The following is a 25,015-nucleotide window of genomic DNA, read 5'->3' as shown; positions in this document are numbered from 1 at the left end:
GATCATGAGCCGAATCGGTTGTGATCGTGAAATGGCGGGTGCCGAGCGTCTGAGTCATACTCCCCAGATCGAGGGAGGTGAGGGATGGACATCCGAGAGCTTCGGTTCGCGGTCACGCTCGCCGAGGAACTCCACTTCGGCCGCGCGGCGCGACGTCACTACATCAGCGCGCAGCCCTTCGGCCGTCGCATCCAACGCCTTGAACGCGAAGTCGGCGTCCTGTTGTTCAAACGGACCAGCAGGCGGGTCACTGTCACCGCGGCCGGTGAGCGGTTCATCAGTCAGGCGCGATCGATCCTGGCCACCATCGACGCGCTGCCCGAGGCGGGACGTCCGCAGGATGTGCGGGAACCCGCCCTGACCATTGGCGTCCTCGGCTTCGGTCTGGCCGAACTCTGGCCCCGCTTCGTGCACCTTGTTCGTGACCGGCTGCCCTCATGTGCCTTTGTCTACGAGGACCTCGACTTCGTCGACCAGTACGACGCCGTGCGTGAGAACCGGGTGGACGCCGGCGTAGTGCACTACACGGGGCCTGTTGAAGGCCTGGCCTTCGAGCGGGTGCTCATCAGCCCTCGTGTAGCCGTCGTCCCCGCACAGTCGGAGTTTGCTGACGCTGAACACCTGTCTGTCGAGGACCTTGATCACCAGCGGTGGGTGTCCGTGGCCTGTCCTCACGCGGGCCCTTCCCCGTGGGCGGGCCGCTGGGGTTCGGCTCCGTCGGAGACCCCGCCGGTCCGCACTCCCGCCGCGCTGCCGGATGCCGTCGCGGCAACAGGGCGGTTCGCTCTGCATGCCGCTGCCGCGGCCCGCTTCTATCCGCACCCGGACGTGCGTTTCATACCCATGGACGGGGCGCCGTGCGAGATCGCGGTCGCCACCCGCGCAGCGGATCGGCGACCCGTGACGGAGACCGTGCGACAGTCCGCGCGCCTGCTCTCGGCACTTCGCATGCCTTGCGTGACGGCCGGTAGTGCCTTGTTGTCGTGATGCCGCCGGGGGCAGGCTCATTTCGGGAATGCACCCTCGACGAGGTTTCTGCGGTACCGCAAGGCATTCGAAGCAGGGGCTTTGCGGGTGCCGTTGAAGGTATGACACGACGTGGCAGGTGACCCCTCCCTGGCCGTCGATGAACACCTGGAGGCGGGCGTCCTGCGCACGTTCAGGTTGTCCGGGACGAGCGCGATCGGCGCGTGGAGTTCCTGGTGGCGGCTGCAGGCAGGTTGCGGCGGCGGGCCGGTGCCCGGTCGGTGATCGCAACACTTTTCGCTGATGATGCGACGGCCGCGGAGTGGTTGCCTTGAGGGAATCGCACTACCACGTCACAAGGCGGGTTCCCTCATGCCATTGCAGCGAACACTCCTCCGCGGAGGCACCGTGATCACGATGGATCCCGGGCACGGCACACTGCCGTCCGCGGACATCCTGATCGAGGACGGCCGGATCCTGCAGGTCGCTCCTCACATAGAGGCCGACGCTGAGATCGTCGATGTGAGCGGCCACATCGTGATGCCGGGAATGATCGACACCCATCGCCACACCTGGCAGACGCAGCTGCGCAGTCTCTGTGCGGACTGGACGCTCATCGACTACATCTTCGGCGTGCGGCTCGGTGTGTCCCCTGCCTACTCCGCGGAAGACGTGTACCTCGGCAACCGGCTCGGCTCCCTGGACGCCATCAACGCCGGGGTGACCACGCTCCTGGACTTCTCCCACTGCAACAACAGTCCCGAGCACGCGGACGCGGCGGTCACGGGCCTGCGCGACGCCGGAATCAGGGCCGTGTTCGGGTACGGCTTCTACGAGTCGAACCCCGCGGCCCCGCCTCACTTCTCGACGCATGACGAGCGGCTGGCCGATCTGTCGAGAGTTGCCGGCGAGTGGTTCCCCAGCAGGGACTGTCTGCTGACCCTCGGGGTAGCACTCACCGAACCGGAGATAGTCCCGTTCGAGAGCGTGAGCGCCGAAATCCTCGCCGCCCGCGAGCACGACGCTCTGATCGTCACCCACACCGGATGCGTGTGGGGAGCGCCCACCGGGATCGCCGATCTCGCCGCGGCAGGCCTCCTGGGCCCGGACCAGGTGCATGTGCACTGCAACACGCTCAGTGACGACGATTGGCGACTCCTTGCGCACCACGGCGCCAAGGTGTCCATTTCGCCGGAGACCGAGCTCAACATGGGAATGGGCCGACCCGTCTTCGGAGCCGTGGAGCGGTTCGGGATCAAGCCGACCCTGTCGTGCGACATCACTTCGTTCAACAGCGGGGACCTCTTCACACAGATGCGTCTCGGGCTGGGCTTTCACCGCTGGGCCGAAACCGAGGACATGAATCTCCGCGGCGTCAGTCCCGAACAGGTCACGCTCAGCGCCGACGCAGCGCTGGAGTGGACGACGGTGAACGCGGCCGATGCTGTGGGGCTCGCTGACCGGGTCGGCAGGATCAGCGCCGGTCTGGACGCCGACATCATCGTCATCGGTGGACCGGGGACCTCCCAGCACCCGCAACTCAACCCGGCCGGGACCGTCGTCTTCCAGACCAGCCCCCAGGACGTCCGGCACGTCCTCATCGCAGGCCGCTTCGTCAAGCGTGACGGCGCACTCGTCGGCGTGGACCTCCCGCAGCTGCTCGGTGCCGCCGATGCCAGCGCCACCAGCATCCTGGAACGCGTCGCCAAGGAGGGGCGCAGGCTGCCGGGAACTCCACCGCAGGGGTGGCAGTTGCTTGCTTCCCACATCATTTCACCCGCGTAGCGTCCGAAGTTCCCGGCGCTTGCATGGTCGGCCACGTCTCCTCAAGTCAGGCGTGGCACGTACCGTGCCGGAGCCCTCGGGCGGTCGTCGTCATCGCCCTGCCGGACCAATGACGTCCAGGGAGCGGTCGTCACTCAACGCACACGTATGGAAGGGCACTTGATGAACGGCTACGAGGCCTCTCTCAGCGCGGTCGCCGATGGCGTCCACGCCTGGGTACAACCGGATGGATCCTGGTGGATGAACAACGCAGGCGTGATCGAGACCGCCGACGGGGTCATCCTGGTCGACACCTGCGCCACCGAGACGCGCACCCGTTCCCTGCTCGACGCGGTCGACTCGGTGACCCGGAGCGGGCCGATCGTGGCGGCGATCAACACGCATGCACACGGGGACCACACCTACGGCAACAGCCTACTGCCGCAGCAAACGATGATCATCGGGCATGAGCACACGCGCACCGGGATGTGCGAGGACACGCTCCTCGAGGCCTGCCCACCCATTTGGTCACCGATGCCGAGCTGGGGGAAGGTCACGCTCCGTCCGCCGCTCCTGACCACCGACGACAGGCTCACGCTCCACCACGGAGGCCTGCGGATCGAGGTACTGCATCCCGGGTACCCGGCCCACACCGCGGGCGACCTCGTCGTATGGCTGCCCGACCAGCGCGTCCTGTTCACAGGAGACCTCCTGTTCCACCAGGTCACGCCCCTGATTCTCTCGGGTGAACTCGAAGGCGCGCTGCGAGCGCTGGACTGGATCGCGCAATTCGACCCCGCCCACGTCGTACCTGGCCATGGGCCTGTCATTGACGCGGACGCCCTGCCCGGCGTGCTGGAAAGCCACCGGCGGTACTACGAGTTCGTACGGAACAGCGCGGACAACGGCAGGAGTGAGGGACTCCCACCCCTGGCCGTTGCCCGCCGTGTCTCACTCGACGAGTTCGCGGGCCTGCCCGACGCGGAGCGGATCGTGCTCAACCTGCACCGCGCCTACGCGGACCGGACAGGACAGGCGATCGATATCCAGCAGGCCTGGAGCGATGTGATCACCCTCAACGGAGGCCCCATGGCCACCCACGTCTGACCACACCGAACGGGCCACCACAAGAGTGCAGTCCATCGTCACCGGAAAGAGGGAGCAGTGGAAATTCGCCGTATCAACGCCGGACGGGCCGGCCTGCGCACGGAGATCCGTGAGGACGCAGCAAGGCCGTGGCGTGTGACAGAAGACCCCGCTCCCCTCGGGTACCGCTCCCCATTCACTGCCGAGTACGAAGCAGAATGCGCCGCGCGCGCAAAGGTCCAGGACGGCGGCGCGGCACTGCCCTTTCAGCCGCTGTCCTTTCGCGACTTCATGTTCTACGAGCAGCACAACATCGACGCGGCACGCGGTTACACTCGACGGTTTCAGCCCCGCCTGTCCAGCTTCGCAAAGGCTGTAGAAAGGGTCACGGGCCGGACCTTCAAGCCCTACCTCCCCAAGCCTCTCTGGTACAAAGAGCCGATCTACTACATGAGTAACGCTGTCACCTTCGTACCAAGTGGTACCCCGGTCTCCTTTCCTTCCTACTCTCAGGCTCTGGACTACGAACTCGAAATCGGTTTTGTGTTGAACCGGCCTGTGCGCGACGCAGACCCGCATGAGGCCGAAGCAGCCATCGGAGCCTTGGTCCTGCTCTGCGACTTCTCAGCCCGTGACGTCCAGATCCCGGAGATGAGGAGCGGCTTCGGACCCCAGAAGTCGAAACACTTCGTCAGTTCCCTGTCCGACACGGCGGTCACACCTGAAGAGGTCCTCCCTGTCTGGCAGAAACTCGCCGGCAGCGTCCGGATCAACGGCGAGCGGGTCGCCGGCCCGAGCGCCGAAGGAGCGAAATACACCCTCGGCGAAGCCATCGCGCACGCCTCCGCCAGCGAACAACTACTGCCCGGCGAGTTGTTCGGCACCGGTACCCTGACCGGAGGCAGCGGAATGGAACAAGGCATCTGGCTGCGCCCCGGCGATCACCTGGAACTCGAACTTCCGGGTGTCGGTCGCATCCAGCACGACATTCGACAGCCTCTTCGCCCCACGCCACCACCCGCAGGACGCGTATGACAACAGGTCGGCCTGGCCGTTGATAACCACTCCCACGTGTTACCGTTCACAGCAATTCAGGCCCGAGTGGGAAAACGCTGCGGATAACGGTGGAGGCAAAGATGGCGGATCGGAATGCCATGGTGCGCCAGTGGGAAGCCCATACAACCGCCGAGTTCGTGACGCAGGACGTGGACGCCACGATGCGGACCATGACTGATGATCCGACGGTCCTGCATCTGCCGACGGGTATGGGCGGGGTAGGACTGGGCGGCGTCCGCAGTTTCTACACCACCTGGTTCGTGGGTCACAATCCCGCTGATCTGGAGATTCAGTCGATCAGCCGAACGGTCGGCGAAGTGACGATCGTGGACGAAATGCTCGTCTCGTTCACGCATGACATCGAAGTGCCTTGGATTCTGCCGGGTGTGCCAGCCACCGGGAAGCACGTGATCATCCCAGTGATCGGTATTGTGGGATTCGAAGGGACCGCGATTTCGTACGAGCACATCTACTGGGACCAGGCCGCTGTGCTTGCCCAGGTCGATCTCCTGGATTCCTCGCTGGTGAGCCGACTGCCGATCATCACCGCGCAGCACGGATTGTTGGACGGATCTCAGCCCACGAATCAGCTGATTCAGGCCCGATAGGCGGTCTCGACCCGGTTCAGTTCCGGTTCAGAAGGACAGGCCACAACTGCTCGCGGTGGTCGTGCTCGACGCGAGCACGTTCGAGGTCGGGCTGCTGACCGCCGCCACCACAGCGGCGTTCGCGGTGATCGCACTGCCCGCAGGCGCGCTCGTGGACCGCGGTCGCAAGCGGTCCATCATGATCGTGTGCGACATTCTCCGCCTGCTGATCACCGGCTCACTCCCGGTGGCCGCTGCCGTCGGCACATTGACGAGGCTTCAGCTCTACATCGTCGCTGTTGCAGAGATATTGCGGATGGTCGTGGCGTGCACGGGCACCGCGAACCTCCTTCGGGATGAGTTCGGCACTTGCAATGGTCTTCCTTATCCGGGTGCTGCACGTACGTCCCGCGCTGACCGGGCTGATCATGGCGGGCGCGGCCGTCGGCGGCATCGCCGGGGCAACGTTCGCCGGCCGGCTCGCCAAGAAGATCGGCTCGGCGCGGATCATCTGGGTCTCGATGCCGGTGTTCAGTGCACCGCAGGTCATCGCCCCGGCCGCTTGGCAAGGCTGGGGTGTGTTGCTGTTCCCGCTGGGCCGGGGGATCGCCTACTTCGCCGGGATGGTGTACAACGTCGCGCAGGTCAGCTACCGGCAATCGGTGACACCACCGGAGTTGATGGGCCGCATGAACGCGGCCGTCCGCTGGGTCGTATGGGGCACGCTGCCGCTCGGCGGCATCCTCGGCGGGGCACTCGGCACGCTGATCGGCGTGCGGCCCGCACTCGGGATGGCGTTCGTCGGTTCTTGGGCGGCCGGCTGGTTCGTGTTCTGCTCCCCGCTTCGCCACACGCGCGATGTTCCGGTACCCGCCGCAGGTCTCACGCCTTGAGGGCTGGACGCGGCCGCCGAGGAGATCCCGAACAGCACAGCAATCTGCACGTGCTGCGCCTGCTGCTACGGCGGCCGTGTGTGTGCTCAGTCCGAGCCGCCTCCACCACCTCCGCCTCCACCGCTTCCGCAGTAGAAGTAGCCTCCGTTGCCGCCGTAGGTGTCGCCGCGCGGCGAGTGCCGAGGCCAGTTCTTCTCGGTGATCTTGACCCGGTCGGTCAGGCCGGCCCGGAGGGCGAAACGCGGCACCAGGACGCGCAGGGCGGGCACACCGTGCAGGGCTATGGCGATCAGCTTGTCGTGGTCCGGCAGGCCGCGTCGGCTCGGCGGCAACGGGTGTGCCTTCCGCAGCATCTTCAGCCGCCGTCGGGCGGCCCTGTTCGGACGGAGCAGCGGGTACCGCAGCATCCCCGCGTCCGCGAGACCGACCCGCACCTCGGCCAGCGCCCAGCGGACATCCGGGTGCCGGACCAACTCCCTGATGTCGGACGGCTCGTCCAGGCAGTGGTACACCGCGCTCTCCAGGTACGACGCCCGCACAGCACCCGTGATGGTCGGTGCCTGGCCCTCGACGGAGTCCGCCGGCGTATCCAGAGGCAAGCCCGCCTGCGGGAGCGGGGGCAGGTCCTGCCCCGCGCCTTCGTCGGCTATCAGTATCGTGCCCGGGGCACCCGCCTCCACGGCGCCCCGCAGGTGCAGGGCGACGACGGCCACCGTGACCGCGGCCCGCGGACCGCCGGCCAGCAGCGCGATCTCGTGCGGCGTCCCCCGGACGCTCCCGGCTGCGGTCATGGAGTGACACCCCCTCAGCTGGTGCCCGCCGCCCCCGTGCCGGCGGGCCCCATGTGCCAGGAGTGTGCCCGTCGGCAACGGTGGTTGAAGCCTGCCGGGCGGCCTTCAGAGGTACATTTGAGGGTGCCGTATCCCGGGTACGGCCGATGCCGTAGGGGTGCTGAGGTCTTGTAGTGGTCCGGCGCTGCCCATCCCCGTCATGGAGCAGATGCTGCAACGGATCCAGCCTCCGGCCGGCGCCGCACCGGGAGCGTGAGCCCTTGAAGTGTGCTCCGGCGGAGTAGCGCAGGCGCCTTACGCAGGGTAGTGGCAGTATCGAGCGCGGATGATGTCACCATCACAGCTTCCAGGTATCTCCGTATGGTCGGCAGAGGAGAAACATGTCCAGGAAAGTAATCCCGGGTCGCAATACTGCAGCGGCCGAAGGTGATGTCGTCGTTTTCCATATCGGGCTGCGGGTCAATCGTCTGCGCGCAGTGTCCGACTGGCTGCCGGCCTTTATGGCGATGCCGCGAATGCTGCGCGAGCTTTCCAAGGAAAGGAGCAGCGGGCTGCTCGGCTACAAAGTGCTCTTCGGTAGCCTTCGGGACTTTTATATCGTCCAGTACTGGGCCGGCAAGGAACAGCTCCTGGCCTATGCCTATCAGCAGGACATGGAGCACCGCCCCGCGTGGACAGCCTTCAACCGACGGGCACGCGCCGGCAAGGGCCATGTGGGCATCTGGCACGAGACATTCATCGTTCCGGCAGGCTCCTACGAAACGGTGTACGTCGACATGCCGGCATACGGCCTCGGTGCCGCAACAGGTGTCGTACCGGTCGGCCGCCGCGGCGACACGGCGGCCCAGCGTCTGAAGGCCGGCCGGAGGTGAGCACCGGGGGCGGGCAGCGACGAGTTGCCCCTCGGCTGCGGACATGGACTGCTGGGAGTTCGCTGCGTCTACTACAGTCGGTGCGGGCCGTGACTGGCGCTGAGGTGGAGTACCACCGGGGAGCGGTCTGACGAGACGTCGTTGCCGTGCGCCTGGGCGAAAGGTCAGCAACGCCTGGAGGGCAACCGTGTCCATGACTCAGACAGCTCAATTCATGGACGGTACCGGCCTTGCCGAACGCATCGTCGGAGAGGCTGCAGCCAAGGCAGCGGAGATCTCACGACGAGCGGGGACCAGTCCGTGTCTGGCAACGGTGCTGGTGGGAGAGGACCCCGCTTCGGTCACGTATGTCCGCATGAAGCGCGCGCGGTGCGCGAAAGCGGGAATCCGGTCCCGGCACATCGGTCTGCCCGCCACCACCACGACCGCCGAGCTGATCGACACCCTCGCGGGCCTGTCCGGGGATCCGGAAGTGCATGGGATCCTGCTTCAGCATCCTTGCGGCCCGCACATCGACGAGCGGGCGGCGTTCGAGGCCATCGCTCCCGAGAAGGATGTCGACGGGGTCACGATGCGTTCGTTCGCCGCGATGAGCTTCGGGCTGCAGGGCTTTGTGTCCTGCACTCCGGGCGGGATCATGCGACTGCTCGAAGCGTACGACGTCGACCTCGCCGGCAAGCGCGCCGTCGTGGTCGGCCGCAGCGCGATTCTCGGCAAACCGGTGGGGATGCTCCTGCTCGCCCGGGATGCAACGGTGACGTACTGCCACTCCCGCACGGCGGACCTGTCGGGCATCGTCCAAGAAGCGGATGTCGTCGTGGCGGCCGTGGGCAGGCCCCGGTTGATCCGGGGTGAGGACGTCAAACCCGGCGCGGTGGTGATCGACGCCGGATACAACCCGGGCAACGTCGGTGACGTGGACTTCGACACCGCCGTCACTCGGGCTCGTCTGATCACTCCGGTGCCCGGCGGGGTCGGGCCGATGACCATCGCCGTCCTGCTCGCGCAGACCGTGGACGCAGCCGCGAACCAGCTCGGAATGCGGCACCACTGACCGCTGGGCCCGCGACCCACCGATGCCGTACGGGCCGGCTGACGCTTCGCTCCGACGACCTGAGTCCGCGGACGTGTCAGGCGGCCGTGGCACGCTCCCGCTCCCGGGTCCTGGCCCAGCAGAACACGGTCAGAACACCCGGATCGGGATCTCGGCGGGGTCGGCGAGCAGATCCGAGATCTCGTCGTCCAGCCGGACCAGGGTGACGGAGGCGCCCGCCATGTCGAGCGAGGTGCAGTACTCGCCCACGTAGCTGCGCGCGATCTCGATCCCTCGCTCGGTCAGTTGCTTGTGGGCCCGTCCGTACACGAGGTACAGCTCGCCGATCGGTGTGCCGCCCAGACCGTTGACCATGAGCGCGACGCGGTCACCGGAGGAGTACGGCAGGTCGTCCACCACGGCGGTGACGAGCTCGCTCACCATGACGTCCGCCGACTGGAGCTTCTCCCGCTTGCGGCCCGGCTCGCCGTGGATACCCACGCCCATCTCGACCGAGTCGTCCGGCAGGTCGAACAGCGGTGAACCTTTCGCCGGCGGTGTACAGGCGGTGAGCGCCATACCCATGGTGCGGGTGACGGAGTTGACCTTTTCGCCGATCCGGTGGACCTCGTCGAGGTCCGCACCTCGCTCGGCGGCGGCGCCGACGGCCTTCATCACGAAGAAGTTTCCGGCCACACCACGTCGGCCGACGGTGTACGTCGAGTCCTGGACGGCCACGTCGTCATCGATGAAGAGAGTCCGTACGGTCACCCCTTCGGCCTGGGACAGTTCCTCGGCCATCTCGAAGGCCATCCGGTCCCCGGTGTAGTTGTTGACGAGGAGCAGAACGCCCTTCGGGGAGGCGACCAGCTTGACCGTCTCGTAGACGTAGTCGGCCGGGGGCGCGGCGAACACGTCGCCGGGACAGGCCGCGTCGAGCATCCCTTTGCCGACGGTCATCACGTGTGCTGGTTCGTGACCGGACCCGGAGCCCTGAACGATGGAGACCTTGTTCTCCTGCGGGGCGTCGGCGCGCATGATCAGGTTGTACTCGGGGACGTACTTCAGGGTGCCTGGGTTGGCCAGGGCCAGCCCTTCCAGCATCTCCGCGACGTAGTCCTTCGGGTCGTTGACGAACTTCTTCATCCCTTCACTCCTTCGTGGTGCCGGTTCGGTGCCGGGAGGCGGTGCGAGTGCCAGGTCCGGTTGCGCCGTCAGTCGCGTGCGTCCCACTCGGCGGCGACGCGTTCCGCCATGACCGCGATCGCCACCGCGCCCGGGTCCGGCGAGCCGATACTGCGCTCACCGGTGTAGCTCTGGCGGCCGCGTCGGGCCTGCATGGGTGTCGTCGCGTCGGCCGCGGTCCGTGCCGTCGTAGCGGCCAGCCGGGCGAGTTCCGCCGGGCCGGCCCCCGCACCGTCCTCGGTCAGCCGTTGCTCCAGGGCGTCGGTCATCGGTATCAGCGCGTCGAGCAGCGTCTTGTCGCCGAGGTCTGACTTGCCCCGTGCCTTGATCCCCTCGGCCGCGGCCCGCAGCATGGCCACCGCATCCTCGGCCTTCAACTCCTGCCGGTCCTTGACGGCGGTGGACGCCCGCAGAAAGGCTGTGCCCCACAGTGGGCCCGACGTGCCGCCGACCCGCTTGGAGATCACCAGAGCGACCCTCTTCAGGAATTCGGCCGGCGAGTCCGATACGAGGGTGTCCCAGTCGCTGAGCACGATCTCGAATCCGCGAGCGAGCGAGTACCCGAAGTCCCCGTCACCGGCGACGGCGTCCAGGTCGCCGAATGCCTTTTCGTTGTCGACCGCGGTCCGCGCGACGGTCCGGACGACGAAGGCGAGGTCGCCCACGGGTGTCGATGGCGATGACATGGCTCTCCTGACTGCCGCGACGTCAGTGGGAACGGGGATCCGGACCGGGCGGCGCGGCCGCGGGCGGGTTTGATGAGGTGGTGCCTGCGCCGCCGGCGGCTAGCAGGGCAGCCAGATCCGCGAGCACCACCCATGACCCCGGGTGGGCACCGGTCGGGTCGTTCAGCACCCGGGTGACGGTCTCGTCCGGTGGCGGGTCGCCGAGCGAGCTGACCACCAGGGAAGCCCCGGTGAAGTCCTCCTCCTCGGTGTAGGAACTCGTCGTGACCGCGCAGGTCAGCCCGGCGCTGAGCGCGGACAGCATCCCGTTGCGGCTGTCCTCGATGGCGACGACGTTCTTCGGGTCGAGGCCGAGCCGGTCCACGGCCAAGGCGTAGATGTCCGGGGCCGGCTTCTTCCGCTGGACGATGTCTCCGGCGAACACGCCGAAGTGGCCGGCCAGTTCGGAACCCATGGCGAGTTCGAGCACGCTGCGGACGGAGGCCTCCGCCGAGGTGGAGGCGACCGCGAGCGTCCACCCCGCCTCGTACGCTTCCGCGGCGACCCGCCGCACGCCGGGTCTCGGCGGAATGTCTCCGCTGCGGATGATATGGGTGTAGATCTCGGTCTTGCGCCGGTGCCAGCCGAGTACCTGCTCCTCGAGTGCGTCCGGTTCGGAGGGCAGCCCGGCCGCAGCGATGAAGTCAGGGGTCAGCAGTGTCCGCATCCGCTCCTTGCCGCCACCGACCTTCAGCTTCTCGGCGTACTCCGCCTCGCTCCACCGCACGGGCAGCCCGAATTCCTCGAACATCTTGTTGAACGCGGGCAGATGGCCGTCGCGCTCGGTGTCGGCGAGGACGCCGTCGCAGTCGAAGATGAGCGCGGGCATGGTCTCAGCCCGCCCGCCCGGCGCTGCCGAACAGCCTCATCAGGGAACCGGCCAACTCGACGACATCCTGACGGACCGCCCTGAACTGCGAGGGCGGATCCCATTTCTGCCGCTCCGCCGCGGTTTCGAGGAAGGCCAGATTCGACTTCATGAACGTCTCCTTGAGGGCGGTCGAGATGTTGACCTTCGCGCACCCTCGGGAGATCAGGTCGCGGAACTGCTCGTCGGACAATCCGCTACCGCCGTGCAGTGCGATCGGGATCGGATAGGCCGCCACGAGGTCGGAGACGCGCTGCGCATCGAGCACGGGCGCCTGCTTGTACGACCCATGGGCGTTGCCGATCGCCGGTGCGAAGACGTCGACCTGTGTGGTCCGCAGAAACTCCAGCGCGACCGCGAGGTCCTGCTGCTCGGCGGCGATGTCGCTGCCGATGCCGTCCTCCACACCGGTGATCGATTCGATCTCGCCCTCGACGGCGGCCCCGTGGGCACGAGCCTCCGCGACGACCTCTACGGTCTGTCGCATGTTCTCCTCGACCGGCAGCTTGGAGGCGTCGAAGAGCACCGAGTTCCACCCGCGTCGCAGACACTCGGTGATGACCTCGCGTTCGGGGCAGTGGTCCAGGTGCAGGGTGACGGGCACCTCGATGCCGGCGGTCATCGCGGTCCACATGGCGTAGAGCACGTCGCTGCCGATGGATTTGACCGTCTTGACCGAGGTCTGAACGATCAGCGGTGACTGATTCTCCACCGCGGCCGCCAGCACGGCCTCCAGCGTGAGGTCGTTGAAGACGTTGATAGCCGGTACGGCGTAGCGCTCGGTGAATGGCCCGGAGAGAATCTGGGTCAGCGGTGTCACACCCACGGCGCCTCCACGTTTCCGCCCCCGCCACCTCTATTCCACGCCCGCGCATCACACCGTGCCACTTGTGGGCCGCGTCCGGTGCACACCCCGTGGCGTACCTCGAACGGGCCGGGCGAACGGTCGCGACGGGCGGGGGAACAACCGGCGCCCCGGGGGTGTTGTGGCCTACGTGGTCGTGGAGGGGACAGTGTCCCCGGGCCTCACCTATTGCCTGCGGGGAAGATCGTTCGGCTGAAGCCCCGCAGTGCCTTTCGCCGCGTAGGCGACCGCCCTTCACGACCCACGGACGTTCGTCCGCAAGCTCCGGCCGGTGCCTTCGCCGTCCCTGGGAGGCGGCGTGTTCGGGGCGCGTGACCGGCCGTCGCACGGGTACGTTGCCCAGACCATGAACGACGACTACGAGCCCCCTGATTTGGACGACATGGACTTCGCGCCCGCCGAACACACCGTGGAGTGCCTGGCCAGGCTCACCGTGGAAGAGGCACACGACCTGCTGTGGCTTCTGCAGACGATGGTGCTGCAGGACGGCCAGGTGTCAGCGGAGGCGGACCGGCTGGCCCGTGAGATCGCTGCCGGCATCCCGTCGGAGAACTGACCGGGATCCCGGGACCTCGCGCGGCGACCGGTCGAGGCTGCGCAGCCGGATGCCCGGCTGACCGCGACCGCCCGATTTCAGCCCGCGCTCATGATCTACTCGCCGCACCCTCGCGTGTTCGATTTTATGTTCGATATCGTGGGTGTGGGAGGTGAGCGCCGTGACTGCGGACGTTCCGGCAGGCCAGGAGCCGACGGTGATGCATGTGCGGTGTCCGGACCGGCTGCCGGAGGAGTCCTACCGGCAGGTCCTGGAGCTGCTGGCGGAGCTGTCGCCGGTCGTGCAGGCGCTGCCACCGACCGCGGCGCTCGTCGAGCTGAAGGGCGCCCTGCGCTACCACGGCGCCGACGGTCGCCGCCTGGCGGAGGTCCTGCGGGTACGCACGCTCTCTCGCCTGGGAGTCGACGTGCGCGTCGGGATCGGGCCCTCGATCACCGTCGCGGCCACCGCCTCCGCCCGGATCGACCACCCCGGCGGCATCCTCGCCGTCCAGCCCGGCGAGGCCGTCGAATGGCTCGCCTCGCTGCCCGTCGAAGCCCTGCACGGCATCGGGCCGCGCCAGGCCGAGATACTGCGCGATTACGGCATCCACCGCGTCGGCCTGCTCGCCGCCGTCCCGCCCGCGACGGTCCAGCGGCTTCTGGGCGGCCGCGCCGGCCGTACCGCCGCGGACCGGGCCCGCGGCATCGACCCCCGCCCCGTCGTCCCCCGCACCCTGCCGCCGGCCGCGACCGTCCGCCACACTTTCGACCACCACATCCTGGACGGCGCCGCAGTCCGCGCCACCCTGCTCGACCTCGTCGTCCAGCTCGGACTGCTGCTGCGCCGCCGAGGTCAGGCGCCTCGCGCCCTGACCCTCACCCTGCGCTTCGCCGGCGGCACCCGATGGGAGAAGACCCGCCGTCTGCGGGAGCCGTCCGCGCACGACGACGACCTGCGCGCCCTCGCCTACCAGCTGATGGATGCCGCCGGCCTGCAACGGGGCCGTCTGACCGGACTCGCCCTCAAGGGCGAGGACCTCGTCGACGCAGGGCAGGTCGCGCAGCAGATCAGCCTCGACGACGCCCGCGAAGCACAACTGGTGGCGGAAGCGGCCGTCGACCGGGTCCGGGACAAGTTCGGCTCCCGCATCATCGGCCCGGCCGCTATTTTCCGCCGCGCCTCGTAGTCCACCCACCGAGGCAGGTGGGGGTGAGGGAGGCGGACCGCAGGACCCGCGCAGAGGTGCCGGCGGGCGGAACGGCTGGGGGTGGTTCTCCTCCGGTCGCCCGCGGAACCTACGCGGTGTCTGGGATGCGGGCCTGTCGGGTCGTGACCCGTTGGGCGGTGCGGATGAAAGAAATGGCCTCCGGTCGCAGTGCCTGTCGTCGCCAGCCCAGGACCAGCGTGATGGTGGGCAGATCCGTCACCGGGACAGCTGTCACTTCGCGTGCGAGCCGATCGGCGACCGACGAACCGACCACGGTGACGAGTTGGCCGAGTGCGACCCGATCGAGGATCTCGTCCAGGCCCAGTGGCGGGCACTGCTCGCGAAAGGCGGGGGCCTGCCGGAGTTCGGCCGTGGTCACGGTGGCGCGGTGGGCCAGGTGGTGGCCGCGAGGCAGCAGAGCGATGGGGCCTTCGTGGGCCACTTCACAGGTCTCCAAGCCAGCCAGGTCGTCGGTGCCGGCGCACAACAAGGCGACGTCTGCGGTGCCCTCGAGCAGCGCGGCAACCCGGTCGTGGGTGAAGACGAGGTCGGGATCGGCACCCTCATGGGCGCGCAGTAGCTGCGCGAGCACGCCGGACCCGGTCCCGGGGCGGACCGCGAGGACAAGCCGGGGAGGTAGGGCCGCCTGCTGCGTGCGACGCACCGCTGCGTCCAAGGACTGAAGCAGGCCGCGGCACTCGTCGAGGAAGACACGGCCCGCCTCGGTGAGCTCGACCCGGCGGCTGGTGCGCTCCAAGAGACGGACTCCCATGCGGCGCTCCAACCGGGTGATGGCCCGGGAAAGGGGCGGCTGCGCGATACCCAGTTTCTGCGCGGCCCGGCTGAAATGAAGCTCCTCAGCCACGGTGACGAAGTACACGAGTTCCCGGGTCTCCAGCCGATCCATACCTTCAGGGTATCGTCCCAGATCGGAATCGTCATGGTTCCCGAGTCGCGTTCCTGATCCACTGTGTGTGGCGGCCGGCAGGGGCACTTCCCTCCTCGCAGCCGCCTCCGCCCGGACCCCGCCACCGAGGGGCCCGGAACCGATAAGGAATGGAGCGTGTTCGATGAGCGACGAGCGAAGGGTTCAAGAGGTCCTGGCCCGGTATGTTCGGGCGACCGACCGGCGCGACGGCAAGGCGCAAGGTGCTCTGTTCACCGACGACGCGGTCGTCCAGATCTTCGTCAGGACCGGATCCGACTACGAGCCCTTCGGAGAGCCGTTGATCGGCGGGGCGGGCGTGGAGTACGCGGTCACGCATCTGATGGCCTCGCACCCGGAGGGCGGATCCAGCCATCACACCACCTCTGATCACATCATCGAGGTCAACGGCGACAGCGCCCGTCTCAGCGCCCAGTTCGTCGTGTTCGCGGTTCAAGCCTCTCCGCGTCCGGTTCACGGCTGGCCTGCGGGGGCATTCGGGGCCCAAGGGACGGTGCGGCCCGTCGAGTCCGGCTACTACGAAACCGACCTCCGGCGCATCGGCAGCGAGTGGAAGATCGTCAACCATCGCGTCCTCATGGACATGCCGATAGCGGTCCCGGGGAACTGACGATGAAGGCCATGGTCTACCGCCGCTACGGCGGACCGGAGGTATTGGAACCGGCCGAGCTGCCCGAACCCAAGACGCACGTCGACTCCGTCCTGGTGCGGGTACGGGCGGCAGCCCTCAACCCCGCCGATCTGGCGCTGCAGGCAGGGGCACTCGACGGCGCCGTCGAGACGTACTTCCCGGTGATACCCGGCTGGGACATCGCAGGGGTCGTGGAACGTCCCGGCCTCGCGGCCCCGGAGTTCGCTGTGGGGGAAGAAGTCATCGGCTACGTCCGCAGCGATGTGCAGCGCGCCCACGGCGGGCTTGCCGAACTGGTCTCCGCCGACGTGCGTACCCTCGTCCGCAAACCCCGCAACATGAGATGTGCCGAGGCGGCCGGACTTCCCCTGGCGGGACTGACCGCCTATCAGGCCGTGGTGCACATCCTGGACGTCCAGCCGGACGAGACATTGCTCGTGCACGGAGCGGCCGGCGGTGTGGGTTCCCTCGCCGTACAGATTGCGAAAGCACGTGGGACCCGCGTCATCGGCACCGCCTCCCCCCGCGACCACGACCATCTGCGCACCCTCGGAGTCGAACCGGTCTCCTACGGGACAGGTGCCGCGGAGAGCGTTCGGGACCTTGTTCCCGAGGGAGTGGACGCCGTCCTCGACACCGTGGGTGGTGGCACGCTCGCCAGGAACGCGACCGCTGCTCGCACCGGGGCTCGGGCGGCATCCGTCGCCGAGACCGGCGTGCCCGGCGTCGACTCGGTGTTCTGCCGCCTCGACCGCTCCGACCTCGTCGCGCTCGTCCACCTCGCCGAGTCCGGCCGGCTCACTGTCCGTGTCGGCGCCACCTACCCGCTGGACCGCGCGGCCGAAGCGCAGCGGGCGATGGCGGCCGGCGGCATCCCCGGCAAGATCGTTGTTGAGCTCGGCTGAGGGCCGGTTCGCCATGCTCTGCGGCCCACACCGACAGAGAACCATCGATGAGCAGCACGCGAATGTGAACGCCTCCGGCGCAGCGGACTCGACGCAGCGGTGATCGGTTGCCGTCCTGGCTGATGCGGGCTCAAAGCGGAGTTGGCAACCACGATGCCCTGGCGCTGGTGCACGTCGCCCGGTGGATTCGGATCAGGCGACGGCCCAGTCGCGCAGTTGCCGGCCGATCCGGGCGACGCCGAGTGCTCCGGAGGCCGCATCGCGTACAAGCGCGACGGCCGCCTTCGGCGGATAGTCGAGGTCGCGGGCGTTGAGGATCAAATAGGCCTCGGTCGCGTGCCAGGCGAAGGCTTCGTTGGAGTGCTCCAGACACGGCAGCTTGGCCAAGGTCTGCAGCAACGCGGCGGCCTTGAGGTACACGGATCCGTAGATGTCGTGTTCCAGCGCCCTGGCATTGACACGGGCGACAGCCGCGTAGAGCGGCCCGTAGTCGTCGACCTGCGGATCGCCGTCCAGCAGCTCAGCGGCATGCAGCAGGAACGTGACGTCGAGAGGGTGAAGCGGCTCCTGCTCGGTCACGCGGCGTGGCCTCGCTTCTGGTGCTCAAGCTCCCGCTGCGCTTCCTGTTCGGCCGCCCGCTGCTCAGCGCTGGGATCCGCACCGCCGGGTTCGGCCGCGAAAGCCGCGCCGCTACGGGCCATGGATGCCCGGAATCCCTTGATGAACCGCTGCTCCACGGCGGTCGCGCGATCGTAGGCGGCCGAGAGGATGTACTCCTGCATGCTGACGCCCGCCTGCTTGGCGGCTGCCGCGATAGCCGCCCGCTGCGCGGGGTCCGGGAAGCGCAGACTCATCGCTTTAGGATCCGACATGGTATTGACGATACCAGTGATACCACCTGAGCGTCCCGCAAAGGCCGCAGCCGCCGGCACAGCCCGGCTGCCCGCCGTCGGCGGGAGTCCGGGCCCCCGACGGATCAGACGCTGACTGACTTGGGCCCTCATGTGCCGTCCCCACCGGCAGCAACGATGACCTGTCCTCACCGGGGTGGGACTCGCCGCAGGCTCCGGCGGTAGACGGTGAACATGGTCAGCAAGAAGACAGCGGGAGGACCGATCAGGAAGGCCCAGGGCCATGCCAGGGTGCTCAGGATCTCCGGCATGTCGACGAACAGGGGAAGGAGCGCTATGAGAGTGACCGGGATGATCGACAGGAACATCGCGCCGATTCCGCACCCGAGAGCGGACTGCCGTGCGTCGGAGCGGTCGATGAGAACGGCCGCAGCCGGGTCGGGTGCCCAGTCGGAGCCGCGCAGCCGAAACCAGATCGCTTGAAGCGTCGCGAACTCGCGCTCGACGTTCACATGGTGATCGTCGATGTAAGGCAGGAGAAGCCTGCGTCCGTCTCGTCCGTAGGCGCAGACGACCACGCTCGGCGCGTTACTTTGAGTAAGCGCGCCCGGGTTGGGTTCGATACGCAGCTCCTGCACGTCCTCCCAGGCCAGGTTGCGACGCAGGAGAACGCCGCGAACCCTCAACGCCTTGATGTCCGCCATCGTCGCGCAACGCCGCGCACTCCATATGAGCCATGTGAGGAGCGTGACCAGCAGGATGCTGCAGACGGTCCTTGCGAGGAGCGGAAGATCGTCAAGGACCCAGAGAGGAATCAGGACCGGTATCGCACCACCGACGGACGCGGTGACCAGGGCGCGTACCTGGGTCCGGCTGATCCGGTACTCACGGGGAACGTTCTCAGGGCCGACGTCCATCCGGGTTCCCGTGACCTTTCAGCCGACGCAGACAGCAGTGGCGCCTCTATGTTGCCCAGCCAACTCCCCTGTGTCCAGGGGAAGTTGGCGGCAGCCTGGTGGGCCCGAGGGTAGGCCGCTGACGTAGCCGCGATGGCGTCCCGACCGCTAGGGCCCAGCACCTCGTGGGGGACCGTTCCGGCCTTCGCAGCCGGCGCCGGATGGAGCCGGCTGCGCAGAGTATTGACCTGTGCGCACTCGCCCACCGAGCGCGGCCGGCACGCGCGTCGGCGCGGCGGCGGGCACCGCGGCGGTGGGAGAGTGGCTGCATGTGCGGCCGCTATGCATCCACCCGCAGTCCTCAAGACCTGGTCCAGCATTTCCAGGTCACCGACTGGCAAGCCGAGGAGACTCTCGCGCCGAGCTGGAACGTGGCCCCGACGGACCAGGTGTGGGCCGTCCTCGAACGCACCCCGCGCGATGGGGACGATGCTGCGACGGTCGGGCGAGAGCTGCGGCCGCTGCGCTGGGGCCTCGTGCCGTCCTGGGCGAAGGACGAGAAGATCGGCGCGCGGATGATCAACGCTCGGGTGGAGACCGTGCATGAGAAGCCCGCCTACCGCAGCGCGTTCGCCAAGCGCCGCTGCCTGTTGCCGGCCGACGGCTTCTACGAATGGCAGCAGGCCACGGACCCCGCCACCGGCAAAGTCCGTAAGCAGCCCTACTTCATCCACCCCACCGACGATCAGGTCATGGCGCTCGCCGGCCTCTACGAGTACTGGCGCAACCCGGAGATCAAGGACGACGACCCCGCCGCCTGGCTGACGACGTGCACCATCATCACCATGGACGCCACTGACGCCGCCGGCCGCGTCCACCCCCGCATGCCGCTCGCACTCAGCCCCGACCATTACGACGACTGGCTGGACCCCGAGCGCCAGGATCCGGGCGACCTGCGAGGGCTGCTGACCCAGCCCGCGGGTGGCGTTCTGGACGCCCGGCCCGTTTCCACCGCGGTCAACAGCGTCCGCAACAATGGCCCGCAGCTTATCGAGGAGATCGCGCCGTAGGCGAGCAACCGTCCTGCTACGAGGACCACGGACCGCCGGAGGACCTGTACACAGCGGCGGCGGTGGCCCGGCGGGGTCTCGGTGGAGCCGAAGCCGACCGGGACCTGCCGACCCCGGATCGAGCAGAGCGAGCAAGCGATGGCGCACAGTGGCAGCCATTGCCCCATTGCCCTCCATCTGCAGCGTCACGCCGACAGGGAAGAGGTCCCGCCGCGTAGACCGCTGGTCCCACTCGCACGCCAGGGTTCACGTGTCTACGCCCCCGGGGACCGCCCCGTCCTCGACGGGACATGGACGACACCCCTCGTTGAGGCTCGTTCGCGCAGTGGCATGCCGTCCACCGGGCAGTGCGGTGCCGGGTCCGTGCCGACCAGAAGGCGTCTAGGATAGGTGACACTCGAAATCTATTTGAATGTGGGGATCCGATGGGACGTGTATCGCAAGCTCAGGCGCAGGAGAATCGGCAGCGTGTGGTGGCCACCGCTGCCCGGCTGTTTCGGGACAAGGGCACCGGCATCAGCGTTGCTGACGTGATGCAGGCGGCCGGATTGACTCACGGCGGGTTCTACAAGCAGTTCGCCTCCAAAGAAGCGCTGGTCGGTGAGGCCACCGCCCGAGCCTTCGTCGAGCTGGAGGGGCGTCGCACGCAGGCGGACGATGAGCACGGTGGGGAGCGTGACGCGGCCCGCCGGGCACTGATCGACTGGTACCTGTCGGCCGAGCATCGCGACGACGCGGCCGACGGCTGCGCCTCGGCCGGGCTCGCGGTCGACATGGCCCGTGATCCGGGGAACCCGGCAGCGCATCGGGTGTACTCGGACGGGGTGCGTGACTTCGCCGAGTGGCTCGGCGCCGAGGGTGAAGGCGATGGTCTGGTCCGCCTGGCCACCATGGTGGGCGCCCTGCTCCTCGCTCGGGCCACGCACGACTCCCCGCTGTCCGACGAGATCCTCCAAGCCGCACACGAGGCGCTGTCGGCGACCGGCTGATCGTGTGCCGCCGCAAAAAAAAGGGGGGCGGGGGCCCTTGCCCTTTTTAGATGTCACTCGTAATCTAAATGCAGGCGCCGGCTCGGCGCCGGCAGTGATACCCACCGGGTGACGCATCGGCCGGCTCTGGAGAGGGACATCTCATCCCCACCGGAAGGACGCACCGCACCCAGTCCATTCCTGCGCTCCCGCTTTCTGCGGCCCTCCCGGAAGGCACAGCGCCAGGAGACCAGGCCCCTGCACCGGCAGCACCAGAAAAGCGAAGAAGAAGGAAGCAATGACCACGATTCTGATCACGACAGCCAACGGCGAGACCGGCCGGCCCATGGTCGACTACCTGCTCACCGAAGGCTTCCACGTGCGCGCCATGGTCCGCACGGACGACGAGCGGGCACAGCGACTGCGTGACAAGGGCGCCGAAGTCGTATTCGGCGACCTGCTCAACTTCCGCGACGTTCGTAAGGCCATGGAGGGCGTCCAGCGCGCCTACTTCAACTATCCGATCGGTGAAGGACTCGTCGAGGCCGCGGTCATGTTCGCTCAGGCCGCCAAGGAGCGGGACCTCGAGCTCATCGTGAACATGTCGCATTACCAGTCCCGACCCCACGCACACAGCAAGACCACGCAGAACCACTGGCTCTCCGAGCAGATCTTCGACTGGTCGGGAGTCCCCACCACTCACCTGAGGGTCACGTTCTTCATGCAGTGGCTGCTCTACATATCCGGACTGATCCGCTACGGCCGCTATGTGATGCCGTTCGACAAGGAGAGCCGCTTCGCCCCGATCGCCGGCCGCGACATCGCGTTGACCGCAGCCAACGTCTTCGCCTCGCCCGCAGAGCACGGCGGGCAGATCTACGCGCTGACGGGCCCTGTGGAGTACAGCCACGAAGAGCTCGCGGCCGAGGTCAGCCGAGTACTGGACAAGAGCCTTCCGTTCGAGCAGGTCACCGCAGTCACGTTCCTCGAGATGCTCGGTATCGGAGATGACATCACCAAGCTCAAGCACTTCGAGGCGGTGACCCTCGACCAGCGGGAGGGCCGCCTGGCGGGCATCACCGACACGGCCCCGCGCATCAACGGGCAGCCGCTCACGACGGTCGAGGAGTTCATCACTGAACACCGCTCGGCCTTCGAGCTCGACTACCCGGAGCCCAACGCGTAGTCGGCCGTCGGCTGGCTCGGCAAGGACGGGGCCCGCAGACCATAGGCCGGTCGTGTCACAGCGTCGTGGACACCCACCACTGCCTACAGCCCCTCTTCCAGCGCAAGTCGATGCGCTGCCGTCGCCCGAGGTCGTCGGGAATGCAAACGCCGCAACCAGCCTTGCAAGCAGGGCCGAAGGCATTCCACGACTGAGCAGCCCGCTCGCGACGGACCACTGAACAAGCACAACTCGGTCAGCGTCCCCCGACCCGGCCGACAGTGCATACCCCCATCACCGTGACTCCCCAAAGGGATTGACCGGAACAACCCCACGCGCGGTACGAAGCGCCGGTCCCGGCCACGGTTTTCCCTCACTCGGGACGGCGGACACCCTCCCGATCACATGACCCAGCCGGTGGGCGACACCTGTCACTTCACCGACTTGGACACCTATGGAACCGGTGCCTCGCGACTGCCGCGACTCACCGACCTCACGAAAGAGAGAAACTGACATGGAACTGAAGCTCGAACTGATCGTGCTGCCCGTCTCCGACGTCGACCGGGCCAAGGCCTTCTACGAGAAGGCGGGATTCCGCCTCGACCTGGACGTCAACGCCAACGAGGACTGGCGCGCGGTGCACCTCACACCGCCCGGCTCCGAGTGCTCGATCATCTTCGGCACCGGGCTCACCACCGCCACGCCCGGCTCCACCCAGGGCCTGTACCTCATCGTCTCCGACATCGAGGAGGCCCGCGCGGAGCTGACCGGCCGCGGCATCGACGTCAGCGAGGTGTTCCACGACGCCAACGGAGTGCTCTACCACGGCCACGACGCCGGAGACGTCACCCACGAGCTCCCGGGCCAGGAGCGCCTCGCCGGCCCCCACCCCGACCGCGCCACCTACTGCTCCTACGCCACCTTCCGCGACCCCGACGGCAACGGCTGGGTGCTCCAGGAGATCACCGAGCGGTTCCCCGGCCGCTGACACCGCACTCATCACCCCAGGGGGCTGAACAGACCGCGACCAGCTCGGATGGCGACCGGTCAGTTCAGCCCCCTGGGGCTGAGCGCGGCACAACCAGCTCTCGGGAAGTCCGGGGGTTCGAACCCGACCACGCCGCCTTCGCCGTTCCCAGAAGCGGGATCGGCGGCCGCGCCGGTCGTATGTGGTCGTCATTCCCTGAGGGCTGTGCCCACCCCTGTGTGACGCGTGACTGGCCGGTGCGCGGGCCCGAGGGACTGCGGTCCGGTGCACTCCCCTTCGGGCAACCCGCTCTGGGCAGCCGGCGGCATTCTGTGTGTGGATGGCGTAGTCTCGATTCGCCTCGGGGGAGGAGCAGGATGGGTGAGGAACGACTCGTCGGATTACTTGAGAGCGTCGTGCTCTGGGAGCTGCCGGAGCGTGGCTGGCGCCGAGTGGACACGGCGCTGGGGCTGTTGGATCTGGCGCTCAGTGGTCGGGGGGAGTTGCTGCCACGCGCCGAGGGGGAGCTTCTGATGGCCGGGCCACGTCGGGTCCGGAAAGGGCTTGCTGACGTGCTTGATGCGCAGCGGCCTCGTCAGGTTCCTGAGCCCACTCGTGAGCTGGTGAACCGTTTGCTGCGTCGGCTGGGTCGGTCGGCTGATGGTACGGCGGGCGGCCATTCAGGCAGTGGGGGCGGTGGGGAGCCGCGTGGCGGCGGCGCCGGTTAGGCCCGCGTTGGTCGCCCACACGTTCTTTCGGGCTGATCGGCAGGCGGCGGCCGCTTGGGGGAGCCTGTGGGAAGCCGTTGGGCGGCTCGGATTGGATGAGCCGATCGGGCGTCGGCCTGTTGAGCTGCGGTCGGTCGACGGGGTGGGCGGACATCATCTCGACCTGCTTGCTGCGCGTCGGCGGGTGGTGCCGGGTGCGGTCTATGAGGCGCTCGCCTACCGGTCCCACGATGTCGTGGGTATCAGCCTGCTTCTCGCGCCCAATGATGACGAGGTCGGCTGGGGCGATCTCGCTGAGCAGTGGGCCGTACCGCTGCCGGCTCAAGCGCTCGGCGGCGCCATGGTCTTCCTCGGGTTGCGGGGCGATCGTAGTTGGCGCCGGTGGCGGGACACGGCCCGATGGGATCACAGCGAGGTGTCCAGGTACCTGCCGGGGCATCCGGACGTCGATGGCTGGTGCCGAGCCGGCAATGGACTTCATCTGGGGGAGTTGCCGCCGGGGGAGACACGGCGTCTGGTACTCATGGGGCAGATGCGGGACGAGGCAGCCATGGACAGGTGGACATGGTTGACCGATGGGCGGGCGCTGCCGCCGCTGACCCGCTATCTGTTGCACTCGACCAAACTGCGCTGTCAGGAGCATGTGCTGGTCTCAGCGATGCCGAGGCTCCGCGCCGCCATCGAGGAGACAGAGCAGGCCTGCGACACGCTCGTCGATCTGCTGCGTTCCGGGGATCCGCCACTCGGGCAACTGCTGGAGGCAGGACGCGCGTTGGCCACCGTGCAGGCTGAGCAAGGTGGTCTGATAGCTGCTGCGGCGGACGCAGCGGACATGGTGGAGACGGTGCGCGCAGCGCGCCGGAACATGGATGCTGCGCTGGCGGATGTTGACGACTGCACGTCCGGCGGTCCGGTGGACATGGATCGGGCTGCGGGCAGTTGGCTCGAGGAACAACTCGGCATCGAGCTTGCCTATCTGGAATCCTCACGGCGCAGAGCCGACGACCTGGCCCGACTTGCCGCCACCGTGCTGGACGAGCGGCGGCGCAGCAGGCAGGAGGCACTGACCCTTATCCAGGCATCGCTGCTGGGGGCGATGGTAACGGCGCTAGCCGCGATTCAGGGCCTGGCGTACCAGGTGCCGCTGGCCAAGCCGCTGCTCGCGCCTCTCGTGTGTCTACTGGCCGCGGTGGCTCTGGTGTTGCCCGCAGGGGTGCTGAACTGGCCACGCGGGGAGCGGCCCGCGCGCAGGATCCGGTGGCGGTATGCCGTTGGTGCCGTCCTGCTGGGCGCTCCGCTCGGCTGGTTCGCAGCCAGCACGGGGTGGTGGTGGGCTGCGGGTGGTGCGGCGCCCCCGAACTGGTCTGCGGTGGCAGCGGTTGCCGTCGCGGCAATGTGCGCCGCCGTTACGGCCGTTGCCATTACCCGGTTCACCGGCGTGAGGTGACGCTA

At 67.9% G+C, this 25,015-nt stretch carries 27 protein-coding genes and 1 riboswitch; of the genes, 18 read left to right on the top strand and 9 right to left on the bottom strand.

Annotation, left to right across the window (positions count from 1 at the left end):
- The first annotated feature begins 84 nt into the window (after nucleotides 1-84).
- From DN051_RS02350 to DN051_RS46325, 6 genes are all read left to right on the top strand, one after another.
- Nucleotides 85-987 (top strand): LysR family transcriptional regulator, encoded by a 903-nt coding sequence (locus DN051_RS02350; protein WP_112437807.1) that lies wholly within the window; start codon nucleotides 85-87, stop codon nucleotides 985-987.
- Between the two features lie 396 nt (nucleotides 988-1,383).
- On the top strand, nucleotides 1,384-2,751 hold the full coding sequence (locus DN051_RS02345) for an amidohydrolase family protein (RefSeq protein ID WP_246041187.1): 1,368 nt from the start codon (nucleotides 1,384-1,386) through the stop codon (nucleotides 2,749-2,751).
- Between the two features lie 240 nt (nucleotides 2,752-2,991).
- A complete protein-coding gene (locus DN051_RS02340; protein WP_246040864.1) occupies nucleotides 2,992-3,837 on the top strand; it encodes an MBL fold metallo-hydrolase in 846 nt (281 codons plus the stop codon).
- A 57-nt stretch (nucleotides 3,838-3,894) separates the two neighbouring features.
- On the top strand, nucleotides 3,895-4,851 hold the full coding sequence (locus DN051_RS02335; protein WP_112437804.1) for a fumarylacetoacetate hydrolase family protein: 957 nt from the start codon (nucleotides 3,895-3,897) through the stop codon (nucleotides 4,849-4,851).
- A gap of 101 nt (nucleotides 4,852-4,952) precedes the next feature.
- The gene (locus tag DN051_RS02330) at nucleotides 4,953-5,480 is read left to right on the top strand and encodes a nuclear transport factor 2 family protein (RefSeq protein ID WP_234388788.1); all 528 of its coding nucleotides are present in this window, start codon (nucleotides 4,953-4,955) and stop codon (nucleotides 5,478-5,480) included.
- Between the two features lie 407 nt (nucleotides 5,481-5,887).
- Nucleotides 5,888-6,352 carry an MFS transporter gene (locus DN051_RS46325; protein WP_246040862.1) on the top strand — a complete coding sequence of 155 codons (465 nt, stop codon included), beginning with the start codon at nucleotides 5,888-5,890 and terminating at the stop codon, nucleotides 6,350-6,352.
- Between the two features lie 86 nt (nucleotides 6,353-6,438).
- Here the strand turns inward: DN051_RS46325 and DN051_RS02320 are convergent, their stop codons facing one another.
- A complete protein-coding gene (locus DN051_RS02320; protein ID WP_112437803.1) occupies nucleotides 6,439-7,143 on the bottom strand; it encodes a TIGR04222 domain-containing membrane protein in 705 nt (234 codons plus the stop codon).
- A 380-nt stretch (nucleotides 7,144-7,523) separates the two neighbouring features.
- Here DN051_RS02320 and DN051_RS02315 point away from each other — a divergent pair, with 380 nt between their 5' ends.
- Complete coding sequence (locus DN051_RS02315; protein WP_112437802.1) at nucleotides 7,524-8,015, top strand: DUF4188 domain-containing protein; 492 nt, start codon at nucleotides 7,524-7,526, stop codon at nucleotides 8,013-8,015.
- Nucleotides 8,016-8,094: 79 nt separating this feature from the next.
- A riboswitch (ZMP/ZTP riboswitch) is annotated at nucleotides 8,095-8,180 on the top strand.
- Between the two features lie 22 nt (nucleotides 8,181-8,202).
- On the top strand, nucleotides 8,203-9,069 hold the full coding sequence (locus DN051_RS02310) for a bifunctional 5,10-methylenetetrahydrofolate dehydrogenase/5,10-methenyltetrahydrofolate cyclohydrolase (RefSeq protein ID WP_281289052.1): 867 nt from the start codon (nucleotides 8,203-8,205) through the stop codon (nucleotides 9,067-9,069).
- Nucleotides 9,070-9,198: 129 nt separating this feature from the next.
- Here the strand turns inward: DN051_RS02310 and dhaK are convergent, their stop codons facing one another.
- From dhaK to DN051_RS02290, 4 genes are all read right to left on the bottom strand, one after another.
- A complete protein-coding gene (gene dhaK, locus DN051_RS02305) occupies nucleotides 9,199-10,194 on the bottom strand; it encodes a dihydroxyacetone kinase subunit DhaK (protein WP_112437800.1) in 996 nt (331 codons plus the stop codon).
- Nucleotides 10,195-10,262: 68 nt separating this feature from the next.
- On the bottom strand, nucleotides 10,263-10,919 hold the full coding sequence (gene dhaL, locus DN051_RS02300) for a dihydroxyacetone kinase subunit DhaL (protein WP_053758911.1): 657 nt from the start codon (nucleotides 10,917-10,919) through the stop codon (nucleotides 10,263-10,265).
- Nucleotides 10,920-10,941: 22 nt separating this feature from the next.
- Nucleotides 10,942-11,787, bottom strand: a complete 846-nt coding sequence (locus DN051_RS02295) for an HAD-IA family hydrolase (RefSeq protein ID WP_112437799.1) — start codon at nucleotides 11,785-11,787, stop codon at nucleotides 10,942-10,944.
- Nucleotides 11,788-11,791: 4 nt separating this feature from the next.
- Nucleotides 11,792-12,652, bottom strand: coding sequence for a class II fructose-bisphosphate aldolase (locus DN051_RS02290; protein WP_112437798.1), 861 nt, complete (start codon nucleotides 12,650-12,652; stop codon nucleotides 11,792-11,794).
- Between the two features lie 385 nt (nucleotides 12,653-13,037).
- On the opposite strand from DN051_RS02290, the gene DN051_RS02285 reads away from it, so the two are divergent.
- Nucleotides 13,038-13,247: a DUF6417 family protein gene (locus DN051_RS02285; protein WP_063797295.1), complete on the top strand. Its 210-nt coding sequence runs from the start codon at nucleotides 13,038-13,040 to the stop codon at nucleotides 13,245-13,247.
- 199 nt (nucleotides 13,248-13,446) lie between these two features.
- Entirely contained in the window at nucleotides 13,447-14,415 is a 969-nt protein-coding gene (locus tag DN051_RS02280; RefSeq protein WP_112437797.1) for a DNA polymerase Y family protein, read from the top strand.
- Between the two features lie 109 nt (nucleotides 14,416-14,524).
- Here the strand turns inward: DN051_RS02280 and DN051_RS02275 are convergent, their stop codons facing one another.
- Entirely contained in the window at nucleotides 14,525-15,316 is a 792-nt protein-coding gene (locus DN051_RS02275) for a LysR family transcriptional regulator (RefSeq protein WP_246040861.1), read from the bottom strand.
- A gap of 190 nt (nucleotides 15,317-15,506) precedes the next feature.
- Between DN051_RS02275 and DN051_RS02270 the strand changes: the two genes are divergently transcribed.
- Nucleotides 15,507-15,992, top strand: a complete 486-nt coding sequence (locus DN051_RS02270; protein WP_112437796.1) for a nuclear transport factor 2 family protein — start codon at nucleotides 15,507-15,509, stop codon at nucleotides 15,990-15,992.
- A 2-nt stretch (nucleotides 15,993-15,994) separates the two neighbouring features.
- Nucleotides 15,995-16,918, top strand: coding sequence for an NADP-dependent oxidoreductase (locus tag DN051_RS02265; protein WP_112437795.1), 924 nt, complete (start codon nucleotides 15,995-15,997; stop codon nucleotides 16,916-16,918).
- Nucleotides 16,919-17,110: 192 nt separating this feature from the next.
- Here DN051_RS02265 and DN051_RS02260 read toward each other — a convergent pair whose 3' ends face one another.
- The 3 genes from DN051_RS02260 to DN051_RS02250 form a co-directional block, all read right to left on the bottom strand.
- A complete protein-coding gene (locus DN051_RS02260; protein WP_112437794.1) occupies nucleotides 17,111-17,497 on the bottom strand; it encodes a fic family toxin-antitoxin system, toxin component in 387 nt (128 codons plus the stop codon).
- Nucleotides 17,494-17,772, bottom strand: a complete 279-nt coding sequence (locus DN051_RS02255; RefSeq protein WP_112437793.1) for a type II toxin -antitoxin system TacA 1-like antitoxin — start codon at nucleotides 17,770-17,772, stop codon at nucleotides 17,494-17,496. The genes DN051_RS02260 and DN051_RS02255 overlap by 4 nt, the downstream gene beginning before the upstream one ends.
- Nucleotides 17,773-17,957: 185 nt before the next feature.
- Entirely contained in the window at nucleotides 17,958-18,686 is a 729-nt protein-coding gene (locus DN051_RS02250; protein WP_112437792.1) for a hypothetical protein, read from the bottom strand.
- Nucleotides 18,687-18,994: 308 nt separating this feature from the next.
- Here DN051_RS02250 and DN051_RS02245 point away from each other — a divergent pair, with 308 nt between their 5' ends.
- The 6 genes from DN051_RS02245 to DN051_RS02225 all read left to right on the top strand — a co-directional run bounded on the left by DN051_RS02245 (nucleotide 18,995) and on the right by DN051_RS02225 (nucleotide 25,010).
- Nucleotides 18,995-19,735 carry an SOS response-associated peptidase gene (locus tag DN051_RS02245; RefSeq protein WP_112437791.1) on the top strand — a complete coding sequence of 247 codons (741 nt, stop codon included), beginning with the start codon at nucleotides 18,995-18,997 and terminating at the stop codon, nucleotides 19,733-19,735.
- Between the two features lie 425 nt (nucleotides 19,736-20,160).
- The gene (locus DN051_RS02240; protein WP_053762618.1) at nucleotides 20,161-20,724 is read left to right on the top strand and encodes a TetR/AcrR family transcriptional regulator; all 564 of its coding nucleotides are present in this window, start codon (nucleotides 20,161-20,163) and stop codon (nucleotides 20,722-20,724) included.
- A 277-nt stretch (nucleotides 20,725-21,001) separates the two neighbouring features.
- Nucleotides 21,002-21,889, top strand: a complete 888-nt coding sequence (locus DN051_RS02235; RefSeq protein ID WP_112437790.1) for an NmrA family NAD(P)-binding protein — start codon at nucleotides 21,002-21,004, stop codon at nucleotides 21,887-21,889.
- Nucleotides 21,890-22,382: 493 nt separating this feature from the next.
- Nucleotides 22,383-22,856 (top strand): VOC family protein, encoded by a 474-nt coding sequence (locus tag DN051_RS02230; RefSeq protein WP_053762620.1) that lies wholly within the window; start codon nucleotides 22,383-22,385, stop codon nucleotides 22,854-22,856.
- 179 nt (nucleotides 22,857-23,035) lie between these two features.
- Complete coding sequence (locus DN051_RS47725; protein WP_425471717.1) at nucleotides 23,036-23,563, top strand: CATRA system-associated protein; 528 nt, start codon at nucleotides 23,036-23,038, stop codon at nucleotides 23,561-23,563.
- The gene (locus DN051_RS02225; protein ID WP_162624798.1) at nucleotides 23,544-25,010 is read left to right on the top strand and encodes a CATRA conflict system CASPASE/TPR repeat-associated protein; all 1,467 of its coding nucleotides are present in this window, start codon (nucleotides 23,544-23,546) and stop codon (nucleotides 25,008-25,010) included. The genes DN051_RS47725 and DN051_RS02225 overlap by 20 nt, the downstream gene beginning before the upstream one ends.
- Nucleotides 25,011-25,015 lie beyond the last annotated feature (5 nt).

This window comes from Streptomyces cadmiisoli, assembly GCF_003261055.1.
Classification (GTDB): domain Bacteria; phylum Actinomycetota; class Actinomycetes; order Streptomycetales; family Streptomycetaceae; genus Streptomyces; species Streptomyces cadmiisoli.
The sequence above is the reverse complement of the archived record's forward strand: the minus strand, read 5'-3'. Positions and strand labels throughout refer to the sequence as shown.